This is a genomic window from Rhodospirillales bacterium (assembly GCA_016710335.1).
Lineage (GTDB): Bacteria > Pseudomonadota > Alphaproteobacteria > Rhodospirillales > Defluviicoccaceae > JADJXQ01.
The window spans coordinates 663537-675505 of record JADJXQ010000001.1; the positions used below are offsets into that span (position 1 = coordinate 663537).

At 64.9% G+C, this 11969-nt stretch carries 13 protein-coding genes; 6 read left to right on the forward strand and 7 right to left on the reverse strand.

Features of this window, described 5'->3' with window-relative positions; genetic code table 11:
* Positions 1 to 83 precede the first annotated feature (83 nt).
* The 6 genes from IPM60_03080 to IPM60_03105 form a co-directional block, all read right to left on the reverse strand.
* Entirely contained in the window at positions 84 to 503 is a 420-nt protein-coding gene (locus IPM60_03080; GenBank protein MBK8906902.1) for a hemerythrin domain-containing protein, read from the reverse strand.
* A 212-nt stretch (positions 504 to 715) separates the two neighbouring features.
* The gene (acs, locus tag IPM60_03085; protein ID MBK8906903.1) at positions 716 to 2659 is read right to left on the reverse strand and encodes an acetate--CoA ligase; all 1944 of its coding nucleotides are present in this window, start codon (positions 2657 to 2659) and stop codon (positions 716 to 718) included.
* Between the two features lie 144 nt (positions 2660 to 2803).
* A complete protein-coding gene (locus IPM60_03090; GenBank protein ID MBK8906904.1) occupies positions 2804 to 3157 on the reverse strand; it encodes a Rieske 2Fe-2S domain-containing protein in 354 nt (117 codons plus the stop codon).
* The gene (locus IPM60_03095; protein ID MBK8906905.1) at positions 3154 to 3591 is read right to left on the reverse strand and encodes an EVE domain-containing protein; all 438 of its coding nucleotides are present in this window, start codon (positions 3589 to 3591) and stop codon (positions 3154 to 3156) included. The genes IPM60_03090 and IPM60_03095 overlap by 4 nt, the downstream gene beginning before the upstream one ends.
* Before the next feature lie 60 nt (positions 3592 to 3651).
* Positions 3652 to 3936, reverse strand: a complete 285-nt coding sequence (locus IPM60_03100) for a YciI family protein (GenBank protein MBK8906906.1) — start codon at positions 3934 to 3936, stop codon at positions 3652 to 3654.
* 53 nt (positions 3937 to 3989) lie between these two features.
* Positions 3990 to 4997, reverse strand: coding sequence for an NAD(P)-dependent glycerol-3-phosphate dehydrogenase (locus IPM60_03105; protein ID MBK8906907.1), 1008 nt, complete (start codon positions 4995 to 4997; stop codon positions 3990 to 3992).
* Between the two features lie 292 nt (positions 4998 to 5289).
* On the opposite strand from IPM60_03105, the gene IPM60_03110 reads away from it, so the two are divergent.
* From IPM60_03110 to IPM60_03135, 6 genes are all read left to right on the forward strand, one after another.
* A complete protein-coding gene (locus IPM60_03110; protein ID MBK8906908.1) occupies positions 5290 to 6522 on the forward strand; it encodes an MFS transporter in 1233 nt (410 codons plus the stop codon).
* A gap of 333 nt (positions 6523 to 6855) precedes the next feature.
* Positions 6856 to 8409 carry an acyl-CoA carboxylase subunit beta gene (locus IPM60_03115; protein MBK8906909.1) on the forward strand — a complete coding sequence of 518 codons (1554 nt, stop codon included), beginning with the start codon at positions 6856 to 6858 and terminating at the stop codon, positions 8407 to 8409.
* 77 nt (positions 8410 to 8486) lie between these two features.
* A complete protein-coding gene (locus IPM60_03120) occupies positions 8487 to 8855 on the forward strand; it encodes a hypothetical protein (protein ID MBK8906910.1) in 369 nt (122 codons plus the stop codon).
* A gap of 33 nt (positions 8856 to 8888) precedes the next feature.
* A complete protein-coding gene (locus tag IPM60_03125; GenBank protein MBK8906911.1) occupies positions 8889 to 9290 on the forward strand; it encodes an acetyl-CoA carboxylase biotin carboxyl carrier protein subunit in 402 nt (133 codons plus the stop codon).
* A 15-nt stretch (positions 9291 to 9305) separates the two neighbouring features.
* Positions 9306 to 10580, forward strand: a complete 1275-nt coding sequence (locus IPM60_03130) for a sodium ion-translocating decarboxylase subunit beta (protein MBK8906912.1) — start codon at positions 9306 to 9308, stop codon at positions 10578 to 10580.
* Between the two features lie 48 nt (positions 10581 to 10628).
* Entirely contained in the window at positions 10629 to 10847 is a 219-nt protein-coding gene (locus IPM60_03135) for a hypothetical protein (protein MBK8906913.1), read from the forward strand.
* Positions 10848 to 11245: 398 nt separating this feature from the next.
* Here the strand turns inward: IPM60_03135 and IPM60_03140 are convergent, their stop codons facing one another.
* Positions 11246 to 11968 (reverse strand): ABC transporter ATP-binding protein, encoded by a 723-nt coding sequence (locus IPM60_03140; GenBank protein ID MBK8906914.1) that lies wholly within the window; start codon positions 11966 to 11968, stop codon positions 11246 to 11248.
* Position 11969: the final 1 nt, after the last annotated feature.

Here is an 11969-nt window from a genome sequence, read left to right on the forward strand (position 1 = left end):
AAGGTGCCGGGCGTCAAGTATGAGCGCGACGAAGGGGGATTGAGTTCCGGATGCGGATGTGCCGGGATTGAAGGCTCGCAGCGTCACACGCCGGAAGCAAGCAGGGGATAGAGGTCTTCTTCCTCGCGACGCATGCGATGGCGCAGACGCTCGAAGATGCCGCGCGTTTCGTAGCTGAAAACGGAGATATCCTTGACGATATCACCGTCGCGGCTGTACCGCTCGATATACCCGCTGAGTTCCTCTGCCAATCCGCCCATGTTGTCTCGGAACTGCGTGGCGATCTTCTTGACTTTGACGTCGCTGTCCTGGACCAGCAACGGATAGAGGTCTTGATCCTCCACACGGAGATGCTCTTGGACTTTCCCTGCTATTTCGTTCAAGAGCGTGTGGAGGGCCATTGCATGGGAGGCAACGTTGCCGCGATCAATGGTCTGGCTGACCTCGGCCATTGCTTCGCGAATGGCGTTGTGCTGTTCCGTCAGCGTTGCCACGTCGATCATGCTTGACTCCTGTCGCAGTCGAGAGTGCAACCGTCGCGCAATCAGCAGCGAATGTCATTGACGTTCATCAAAACCGCAGATCGAAACAGGGCCCCGCTTCCCCCGCTCGCGGATACACCGCTCCGAGCGCCCTGCGTGGATTCGAGAGGCGAAACCTGGAACGGCGGGACCGACTGGGTCCCGCCGTTGCCGGGCGTTGAAAGATCAGGGTGCTATACTGCCGCGCCGGCGCGGTTGTCGATGAGGTCCTGGACCACCGCCGGGTCGGCCAGGGTGGAGGTATCGCCCAGGGCTCCGACGTCGTTTTCGGCGATCTTGCGGAGGATGCGGCGCATGATCTTGCCGGAGCGGGTCTTGGGGAGGCCCGGCGCCCACTGGATGACGTCGGGGCTGGCGATTGGACCAATTTCGGTCCGGACCCACTTGATCAGTTCTTTCCGCAGATCCTCCGACGGCTCCTCGTCGGCGTTCAGCGTGACGTAGGCGTAGATGCCCTGGCCCTTGATGTCGTGCGGGAAGCCGACGACCGCCGCCTCGGCGACCTTCGGATGGGCGACCAGCGCGCTCTCCACCTCGGCGGTGCCCATGCGGTGGCCGGAGACGTTGATCACGTCGTCGACCCGGCCGGTGATCCAGTAGTAGCCGTCCTCGTCGCGGCGGCAGCCGTCGCCGGTGAAATACTTGCCCTTGTAGGTGGAGAAATACGTCTGAATGAACCGCTCGTGGTCCTGGAAAACGGTGCGCATCATCCCCGGCCATGCGTCGGTGATGCAGAGGTTGCCGGAGGTGGCGCCGGTCAGCACCTGTCCGTCGGCATCGACGATCTGCGGTTGGACCCCGAAAAACGGCAGGGTCGCCGAGCCCGGCTTCTGCGCGATGGCGCCCGGCAGCGGGGTGATGAGAATGCCGCCGGTTTCGGTCTGCCACCACGTGTCGACGATCGGGCAGCGGCTGTCGCCGACCACCGTGTAGTACCAGTTCCACGCCTCCGGGTTGATCGGCTCGCCGACGGTGCCGAGCAGCTTCAGCGACTTGCGGCTGGTCCGGGTCACGTGAGCCTCGCCCTCCCGCATCAGGGCGCGGATCGCCGTCGGCGCCGTGTAGAAAATGTTGACGTGGTGCTTGTCGACCACCTCCCAGAACCGCGACGGGCTGGGATAGTTGGGCACCCCCTCGAACATCACCGAAATGGCGCCGTTGGCGAGCGGCCCGTAGACGATGTAGCTGTGGCCGGTGACCCAGCCGATGTCGGCGGTGCACCAGTAGACGTCGCCGTCGCGATAGTCGAACACGTACTGGTGGGTCATCGAGGTGTAGACCATGTAGCCGCCGGTGGTGTGCAGCACACCCTTCGGCTTGCCGGTCGAGCCCGACGTATAGAGGATGAACAGCGGATCCTCGGCGTTCATTTGCTCGGCCGGGCAGTCCGACGAGGCGTCCGCCATCAGATCGTGCCACCACATGTCGCGACCGTCGACCCAGCCGATCTTGCCGCCGGTGTGCTTGAAGACGATGCACGTCTTGACGCCGGGACAGGCCTCCAGCGCCTTGTCGGTGTTGGCCTTCAGCGGGATCGGCCGGCCGCCGCGGAGCCCTTCGTCCGACGTGATCACAACCGTCGAGTCGCAGTCCTGGATGCGGCCCGCCAGCGAGTCCGGCGAGAAGCCGCCGAACACGATGGAATGGATGGCGCCGATGCGCGCGCACGCCAGCATCGCCACCGGCAGTTCGACGATCATCGGCATGTAGATGGTGACGCGGTCGCCCTTGCTGACGCCGTGGGCCTTCAGAACGTTGGCGAACTTGCACACTTCGGTGTGCAACTGCCGGTAGGTGACGGACTTGCTGACGCTCGGGTCGTCGCCTTCCCACAGCAGCGCGACCTGATCGCCGCGCGCCTCCAGATGCCGGTCGAGGCAGTTGTAGGACGCGTTGAGGGTGCCGTCATGGAACCACTTGATGTGGACATCGGGGGCCTGGAAACTGACGTCCTTGATCTGCGTCGGCTTCTGGAACCAGTGGATGCGCTTCGCCTGCTCGGCCCAGAAGCCCTCCGGATCCTCGATGGAGCGCTTGTACATCGCCTGGTACTGGTCCTTGGTGCACCACGTGTCCTTGGCGAACGACTCGGGTACCGGATAGATCTGGTCTGTCATGGCGTCGTGATCCTCCCCACGGGGTCTAAAAGCATTTGCGATCTTGTTGGGCGGCCCGGAGGGCGCCAGCTTCGTTGCAATTCGGCTCTGGTTTATCTCGAATTCGCCGGCGGACACAAGTGCGGTTCAGCGCGGCGCCCACGGTCAGGCCTGCCGTTCCGGTCCGACGGTTACGAAGAGAACGCCGCCCTTCACGGTATACGGCACCGGCTGCAAGGCTTGGCCGCGACACGGTCCGTCGACGCACACTCCGTCCTCGAGGCGGAACAGAGCGATGTGGTTGGTGCAGAGGATATGCCGGCCGTCCTCGGTGAGGAAGCGGCCGGGGTGGAAGTCGAGCGGCAAGCGGCGATGCGGGCAGACATTGACGTAAACGTGCAGCGCACCGCATTTGCGGATCACCATCAAGCGGAGCGGACCGTCCTGGGTCTCCAGTCTGAACCCGGCGGAGCCGCCCTCCTCGACATCGTCGTCCGCACAGACCGCGACGAGTGTCACGAGGCGCCGCTCCCCTCGTCCGTGTCTTCGACGCCGCCCATCCTGCAGAGGAGGCGCCAGGCGTTATCGTCGATCGGCATCACCGAGAGCCGGGTGTGTTTCACCAGGGCGATGTGGGCGAGGCGGGGCTCGGCCTTGACTTCGGCGAGCGGCACCGGACGGGGCAGCGGGAACAGCGCCTTGAAGTCGACCATGCCGAAGCGCCCGGACGCATCTTGCGGATCCGGGTACCACTTCCGCACCACCTCCAGCACCCCCCGGATGCTCTTGTCGCGGCCGGAATGATAGAACAGGGCCTGGTCGCTCGCCGCCATCGCCTTCATGTTGTTGTTGGCCTGGTGGTTGCGCACCCCGTCCCACGGCTCGACCCCGGCTGCGGCGTGCCGCTCCCACGACCAAGCCTCCGGCTCCGACTTCACCAGCCAGTACGCCATGATGATCTCCGCGCCCCCCGCTATCGCCTACCCGCTATCGCCCACCCGCTATCGCCGCAGTCAGTCCGCGGGCATGATCTTTTTCCAGCGGCGGACGATGACGCTCTCGAACAGCCCCGCCCGAGCGTAGGGATCGTCGGCAGTGAAGGCCTCGGCCGCCTGCCTGTCCGCAAATTCCATGAGCAGCAGGCTTCCAATCATGGCGGTCCCGTCGTCGCTCTGCAGCGGTCCGACGGCGAACACCCGGTCCTTGAAACGCCCCAGATACTCGAGATGCTTCGATCGGGTCTCCAGCCGCAACGCTTCCCGGCCCGGCTTGTCCCAGCACGTGATCATGAACAACATGGCGCCTCCTTCTCTCCCATCCATCCCTTGGTCGTCGCTGCGAACATGGTGCTTTACAACTCTTCGGTGGTCAGCGGCCGGGACAAGAGCGCGGCGATCGTGGCGTCGATGTCGGCGCCGCGATGGAGCACGGCATCGACGGCGAAGCAGATCGGCATGTCGACACCGCGCCGTCGCGCCAGTCCGGCAACGGACGGCGCCGTCGTCACCCCCTCGGTGACGCCGTTTCGCGCTGCAAGAATATCCATCAGCGCTTCGCCCCGCCCGAGGGCGACGCCCAACGAAAAATTGCGCGACTGCGTGGCCGATGCCGTGAGGATCAAGTCGCCGAGGCCGGAAAGGCCCATGAGGGTGACCGGATCCGCCCCGTGCGCCGCCGCCAGCCGAGCCATCTCCGTGAGGCCGCGAGTGATCAGCGCGGCGCGGGCGTTCTCTCCGAGGCCGCGGCCGCTGACGATGCCGGCTGCTATGGCGAGCACGTTCTTGACGGCGCCGCCGATTTCGACGCCGACCACGTCCGAACTGGAATAGATGCGGAAATGCGGGGTGCCGAGCGCTCGTGGAACCGCAGTCCGCACCCCGGCATCGGCGCTGGCCAGAGTGACCGCGGTCGGCAGGTCCCGCGCCACTTCCGCAGCGAAGCTGGGTCCGGACAACACCGCAACCGGCGCCGCCGGCAGCGCCTCGGCGACGACTGCGCTCATCAGCGCGCCGCTCTCGGTCTCGATGCCCTTGGCGCAAATCACCGCGCAGGTGTCGTGCCGCCACGATCCGGCAGCCTCCGCAAGGACGGTGCGCAGGTGCTGGGCCGGAACCGCGAGCAAAACCGTCCTTGCGTTCGTCGCCGCTTCGATATCAGCGGTTGCCCGGATCGCGGCGCCTAGTCGAACGCCGGGAAGAAACCGCGCATTCTCGTGCCGGTCGTTGATGTCGTCCGCCACGTCAGGCTCTCGCGACCACAGCATGACGTCGCAACCCGCCCGCGCCGCGACCGTCGCGAGCGCGGTCCCCCACGCGCCGGCGCCGACGATGCCGATCCGGTTTGCGCTGTTGCCGTCCATGTCACGGTTATGGCCTCGCCTCCCTCCGGAAATCAAGAGCGGCAGACCCAACCGGACGTCTCAACGGAGGGTCCGTATCGGCCGGGGGGCCTCGGGGAAAGTCCTTCACTGGAAGAGGCTTACCGGATTCTTGAGCGAGGTCGGCCGCCAACGGCCTGCATTGGTTGTTCACGCCATCGGGACGCTCTGATAGAGCGAGGTTAGACATCTTGCAAATTCAATTCAGGGGCGGATCCGGAACAGCAGCAGCCATGTTCATCCGCCTCCGGTACGGACGGAGGGAGTGTTTTCGATGAGAGCCATCGCGCTCTCCCTTTTTGGCCTGTTCTGCGGCGTGTTTCTGTTGATGGCGGGTGCCGGCGTGGTCGGCAGCGCCATTCCGGTGCGTCTCGGCGCGGCCGATGCGGCCAGCCACGTGATTGGCGCGGTGTCGGCCGCGTACTTCATGGGGCTGGTGATCGGCACCCTGTTCGGCAACCGCCTCATCGCCAGCGTTGGCCATATTCGCGCCTTCGCGACGTTCGCGTCGTTCCTGTCGGCTGCGATGCTGATGCACCCGCTGTTCCCATGGGCGGCATCGTGGGCCGCTTTGCGCGTTGTGCAAGGCGTGTGCCTCGCGGGACTGTTCATGTGTACGGAAAGCTGGCTCAATCAGCAGGCGACCGACGCCGTGCGCGGCCGGCTGCTGTCTCTCTACATGGTAGTGCTCTATCTCGGCCAGGGGCTCGGCCAGATTCTGCTGCCGATCCACGATCCGTCCGGCTTCGGCCTCTTCGTCGTCGCCTCCGTCCTCGTCTCGCTGGCGATCGTCCCGGTGGCCGCGGCGCGCATCGCCGGCCCGAAACGTCCTCGCCCGGCACGCATCTCCATCGTCCGCCTGTTCAACGGCTCGCCGATCGCCGCGGTCGGCGCCCTTGCCTCGGGGTGCATGCTCGGCGCCTTCTACGGGCTCGTTCCGCTGTTCACGCAACAGGTTGGGCTGTCGCTGCCGGAAATCGCACAATTTATGGGCTTCGCCATCGTCGGCGGCATCGTTATGCAGTGGCCGATCGGCTACGTCTCCGACCGCGTCGACCGCCGGGTCGTTATCGCCGCGATCAGCGCTTTGATCGCGGCGGTCAGTGGCGCCGTCATCGTGACCCACGACGGCGGCGCCCTCGACCTGCGGCTGTTGGCGCCGCTGTTGGGCGGCACGTTGTTTTCTCTTTATCCGGTGTGTGCGGCTCAGGCGAACGACCGCATCGAGCCGCGACAACGTCTCGGCGTCAGCGGCGGCCTCATCGTCACCTACGGGGTCGGGGCGGCGCTCGGTCCGCTCGCCGCCTCGGCTGCAATGGAGGCAACCGGCCCGCAGGGCCTGTTCTACGCCATCGCCGCCGTTGCGGTGCTAACCGCGCTTATGGCCATGGTGCGCAAGGCCTCCCGTTCGCCGTGTCCAGTCGAGGACAAGGTGCCGTTCCAGGTATTGCCTCGCACCACCCCGAACGTCGGTACGCTCAACCCGCACCTGGACGCGGCTCCGTGACGGCGCCGCCGAGCGAAGCTCGCAAGCATGTACGTGTGAACGCGAATTAGCCACGCGCGCCGCGCTCGGGCGATACTGCAGCCGTCCATGCGGAACGAGGGATTAGTTTGACAAGCTTGTCGGGTCCGCCCTAATTTCCGCTGCCTCGTGCAGCCGGAATGTGCGCCGGCTAGGGGGAAAATTCGGAGTTGCGCGGCAGAACGTTGACGTTGTGCAAAACGTCAACGTCAAGGGCCGCAGGATCGTTTCCGGCGATGACGACCGTTGCCGGGTGGATGGGGACACGTGGACCGGAGCGCCTCTCCGGCGCCACCCAGGAGAATTGCGAAGAACATGCCTCTTGACGCCAAAATTCTCGAAACGTTCAGGGAACGTCGCAAGAAAGTCCTCGAAGGCGGTGGTGCGGCAAAAATCGCCAAACGTCACGAGAAAGGCCTGATGACCGCTCGTGAACGGCTCCAATACCTGTTCCAGCCGGACACCTTCCAGGAGATCGGCGCCTACATCAAGCATCAGTGCACGTCTTTCGGGATGCAGGACGAGGACTATCCCGGCGACGGCATCGTATCGGGCACCGGCTATGTCGATGGTCGCCAAGTGACCGCCTTCAGCCAGGACTTTACCGTGCTCGGCGGCTCGCTCGGCAACATGCATGCGCGGCGCATGATCCAGGGCATGGACTACGCGCTGAAGAACGGTACGCCGCTGGTCGGCATCGCCGATTCCGGCGGCGCCCGCATCCAGGAGGGCGTAGACGCCTTGGCCGGCTACGGCCAGGTGTTCTACCGCAACGTGATCCTTTCGGGCGTCGTGCCGCAGATCTCGATCATCGCCGGGCCGTGCGCCGGCGGTGCCGCCTATTCGCCGGCGCTGACCGACTTCATCATCATGACCCGCGACAACGCCCAGCTGTTCATCACCGGTCCGCAGGTTATCAAGGCGGTGACCGGGCGCGAGGTCAGCATGGAGGACGTGGGCGGCGCGGTGATGCACGCCACGGTGAGCGGCAACGTCCACTTCGTCGCCGATGACGACCGCCACGCGCTGGACATCGCCAAGCAGTTGTTGAGCTACCTGCCTTCGAACAATTCCGACGATCCGCCGCACCGGCCGACCCCGGCCGTGACGATGGCGGACGACAGCGGCATGGACAAGCTGGTGCAGTCGGATCCGTCGTCCGCCATGGACATGCACGCCATTCTGCTGCGCCTCGTCGACGGCGGCCAATTCCTCGAGGTCCATGCGGGTTTTGCCAAGAACATGATCGTCGGGTTCGGCCGGGTCGAGGGCATCGTCGTCGGCTTCCTCGCCAACAACTCGATGGAAAAGGCCGGTTGCCTCGACATCGACTCGTCCGACAAGGCCGCCCGCTTCATTCGCTTCTGCAATGCGTTCAACATCCCGATCACCACCCTGGTCGACGTTCCCGGGTTCCTGCCGGGCATCGAGCAGGAACGGGGCGGCATCATCCGCCACGGCGCCAAGATGCTGTTCGCGTACTCGGGCTGCACGGTGCCGAAGATCACCCTGCTGCTTCGCAAGTCGTACGGCGGCGCCTACCTCGCCATGTGCAGCCAGGATCTCGGCGCCGATGTCGTCTACGCGTGGCCGACCGCCGAGGTCGCAGTGATGGGCGCCGATGGCGCCGTCAACATCCTGCATCGGGACCGGCTCAAGCAGGCCGAGGATCCGGCCAAGCTCAGAGCGGAGCTGGTGGCAGAGTATCGAGCCGAATTCGCGTCGCCTTATATGGCCGCGGCGCGTGGCTACGTGACCGACATCATCGCGCCGGCGCGCACCCGCTCCGTCCTGTCGATGTCGCTGCGCAAGCTTCTGAACAAGCGCGAAATGCGCCCGCCGAAGAAGCACGGCAACATCCCACTCTAACCGCCGGTTCCACGCGCCGGGCCTTGACCTGGCGGTGCTGAAACAGAGCTGACGGCCATGAAACAAGGGAAGAAAGAATGCAGGAAGCAGTGACGACCTCCGTCGGCGGTGCATTAGGTACTGCGTTTTTCGGCTACGTGATGACCATCGTCGTCTCGCTTGCGGCGGCCCTCCTGATCTGGGGTATCGTCAAGTCGCTCGAGAGGATGCATGGCGGGGGCAAGGCCGCGGCGGCGTCGGCAGCGGTCAGGATCTCCGTTGCTGCCGAGCCGGAGCCGATCGACGAAACGGCGCAACACGCGGCGGTCATCGCCGCGGCTGTTTACGCGCACATCGGGGCGCATCGGCTGGTTCACATCGCCGAGGCCACGACCTCGGTCGGATGGCGCACCACCGGCCGGGCCATTCATCAGACATCGCATTCGCCCCGGCGCTCAGCCGACTGAGGGTGACATTTTCGAAGTTGAGGGGTAGGGAAAATGGTTAAGCAGTTGAAGATTACCGTTGAAGGCAAGGTCTACGACGTCACTGTGGAGGACGTCAGCGAAGACGCCGGAAGCACCTTCTATCCCGCGCCGGGGATGACGGCGACTTCCGCCGCTCCGGTCGCCCGGCCCGCCCCGTCCGCTGCGCCGGCCGCCAAACCGGCCGCTGCACCCGCGGCGGGCGCTGGCGACAAGACCGCGCCGATGGGCGGCGTCATCATCGAGATCTCCGTCAAGGAAGGCGACAAGGTCAAGACCGGCGATCAGGTCGCGATCATCGAGGCGATGAAGATGAAACAGGTCATCGCCTCGGATCACGAGGGCACGGTATCGAAGATCCATGTCAAGGTCGGTGAAGCGGTCGACGCCGGTCAGCCCCTGATGACCATCTCCTAGGCGCGGAGCAGCGCCATGGGCGACATCGAATTCCTGCAGATCTTCCAAGGTATCGCGACCCTAGCGGATTCCGATCCGGCGTTGATGATCGGGAGGATCGCCCTCATCGCGACCGGTTTCCTCCTCATCTATCTCGGCAAGAAGGGCGTGCTCGAGGCCCTGATCATGATCCCGATGGGACTCGGCATGGCGGCCATCAACGCCGCCGTCATGTTCGTGCCACCAAGTATGGTGCTCCCGGATCAGGTGGACCCTGTGACGCACATGGGTAAGGGCACGTTGTTCCTCAGTCCCCTCATCTCGGAGGGGGCGCAGTGGGCCAACATGCTACAGATCCAGTGGCTGCAGCCTGTCTACTCGTTCACCTTCTCGAACGGTCTCATCGCCTGCCTTGTGTTCCTCGGCATCGGCTCGCTGCTCGACGTCGGGTTCGTCATGGCGCGTCCGTTCAAGAGCATGTTCATTGCCCTCTGCGGCGAATTGGGGACGTTTGTCGCCTTGCCGCTCGCGATCCTGTTGGGTCTGCCGCTGGCAGACGCGGCGGCCACGGCCACCATAGGCGGCGCCGACGGACCAATGGTATTGTTCGCGGCCTTGATGCTGTCCGAGGACCTGTTCGTGCCAATCACCGTGGTGGCCTACCTCTATCTCGGCCTCACCTACGGCGGATATCCGTTCATGATCAAGGCGCTGGTTCCGCGACACATCCGTGGACTGGCGATGCCGCCCGAGAAAACCCGTACGATCACGCCTGACGAAAAAATCGTGTTCGCCGTCGTGGCGGCGACCGCTCTTTGTCTCCTCTTCCCGGTGGCCTCGCCGCTGTTTCTGTCGCTGTTCACCGGCGTGGTGATCCGCGAGAGCGGTCTCACCCACTTCCACGAACTGTTCAGCAGCACCATCCTCTATGGCGCGACGTTTTTCCTGGGCCTGTTGCTGGGCGTCTTGTGTGAAGCCAGCACCATCCTCCAGCCGGAGGTGCTGATCCTGCTGATCATCGGCATCATCGCGCTCACCTTCTCGGGACTCGGCGGCCTCATGGGCGGCTACGTGCTGTACTTCTGGTACAAGCGCAAGGGCATCAACTACAACCCGGTGATCGGCATCGCCGCCGTGAGTTGCGTGCCGACCACGTCCAAGGTCGCCCAGAAGTGCGTTTCCGAGGTCAACCCCGGCGCGATCATCATGCCGCACGCGCTCGGCTGCAACATCTCGGGCGTCATCACCTCGGCAGTGTTCGCTGCGGTGTTGATCACCGTGGTGCGAGCCGCGGGCGGGGGCGCGTTCTAACACGGCTGGTCGGCATTGACGGAGCCGCCCCGCTCTCCGCCAATTTGGTTGCGTCTGCCCCGATGGCTCTACTGGGTCGTCGGGGCGGCGATCGCCTTCGCCGGCGCCTACCTGTTTCGCGGGCTGGGTGATCAATTCTCGATCCACCAACGCTGGCCGTTCTGGCTCGCCGGCACCGCCGCCATCTTCGTCGGCCTGTGGGTCCTGTCGCTCGGCACCAAATCCCGACTCAACGCCTCCAGCCATCAACACCGTAGAAAACCTTAGGGTGGATTAGCGAAGCGTAATCCGCCAATCGTGCATCCGAGACATCGAGCCGAGCCGGCGGATCATGGCTTTGCACTTTCCCGAACCCGGTTCTCGCCGGTATCGCTCAGCCTTGACCCGCGCCGTGCCGGCGTCTACATGCCTTCATTGATCCGATAGGCGCGCCCGACCGCGGGCGACTCGCACCCCTGATTTCGCCGGTCTCCCGGCGCGCCATCGGCATACATCCGACTACATCCGCATACATTTTCGTATCGGATTCGGACACATTCTGAAGGAAATCAGTATCTTAGGCCTGTCTGGCCTGTGTCCGACCGCAAAAAACGAACGGAAATCCTGCAAATTCTTCGGGTGGCGGCCGTGCTCTCGATCAGCGCGACCCGAAGACGCGTGGCCGATTACACGCCCAGGTGCCGGTGGAGAAAGTCGGGGTCCTGCATCAGGGCGGCGCCGTCGGCGTCGAACACCACTTCGCCCTTGACCAGGATGACGTGGCGATCGGCGACGTCGATCAGCTTACCGACGTTCTTGTCGACGACGATGCAGGCGATGCCGGCACGTTTGATGCGTGCGATCACCCGCCAGATCTCCTCACGGACCAGCGGCGCCAAGCCCTCCGTTGCTTCGTCCAGCAGCATGATCGCCGGATTGGTCATCAACGCCCGGCCAATGGTCAGCATCTGCTGCTCGCCGCCGGACAGCGCGGCGCCGGAACTGCCGGCGCGCTCGGCGAGGTTGGGGAACAACTCCAGCACCGTCTCCAGCGTCCAGTCCCGGCGGCCGCCGACGCCCGCGCGCGCCGCCATCACCAGGTTCTCGCGCACGGTCAGGTTGGGGAAGATGCCGCGGCCCTCCGGCACGTACGCCACCCCCGACGCGGCGATGCGATAGGTGGCGAGACGCCGGGTGTCGCGACCGAACGCGACCACCGACCCGCGGCTCGGTCGAACGAGCCCCATGATGGAGCGGAGCGCCGTGGTCTTGCCCATGCCGTTCCGCCCCATCAGGCTGATACACTCGCCGCGCCGCAGCGAGAACGAGACGCCGCGGAGGATGTGGCTGGCGCCGTAGTGGGTGTGGACGTCGCGAAGTTCGAGCACCGTCTCGGCCGCGGCGGGCACA

Excerpts from the sequence above, each read along its gene's own strand:
- acs (MBK8906903.1), bottom strand. The coding sequence starts at position 2,659 with ATGACAGACCAGATCTATCCGGTACCCGAGTCGTTCGCCAAGGACACG.
- IPM60_03120 (MBK8906910.1), top strand. The coding sequence starts at position 8,487 with ATGCAGGAAGCAGTGACGACCTCCGTCGGCGGTGCATTAGGTACTGCG.
- IPM60_03125 (MBK8906911.1), top strand. The coding sequence starts at position 8,889 with ATGGTTAAGCAGTTGAAGATTACCGTTGAAGGCAAGGTCTACGACGTC.
- IPM60_03080 (MBK8906902.1), bottom strand. The coding sequence starts at position 503 with ATGATCGACGTGGCAACGCTGACGGAACAGCACAACGCCATTCGCGAA.
- IPM60_03100 (MBK8906906.1), bottom strand. The coding sequence starts at position 3,936 with ATGTTGTTCATGATCACGTGCTGGGACAAGCCGGGCCGGGAAGCGTTG.
- IPM60_03130 (MBK8906912.1), top strand. The coding sequence starts at position 9,306 with ATGGGCGACATCGAATTCCTGCAGATCTTCCAAGGTATCGCGACCCTA.
- IPM60_03115 (MBK8906909.1), top strand. The coding sequence starts at position 6,856 with ATGCCTCTTGACGCCAAAATTCTCGAAACGTTCAGGGAACGTCGCAAG.
- IPM60_03105 (MBK8906907.1), bottom strand. The coding sequence starts at position 4,997 with ATGGACGGCAACAGCGCAAACCGGATCGGCATCGTCGGCGCCGGCGCG.
- IPM60_03095 (MBK8906905.1), bottom strand. The coding sequence starts at position 3,591 with ATGGCGTACTGGCTGGTGAAGTCGGAGCCGGAGGCTTGGTCGTGGGAG.
- IPM60_03110 (MBK8906908.1), top strand. The coding sequence starts at position 5,290 with ATGAGAGCCATCGCGCTCTCCCTTTTTGGCCTGTTCTGCGGCGTGTTT.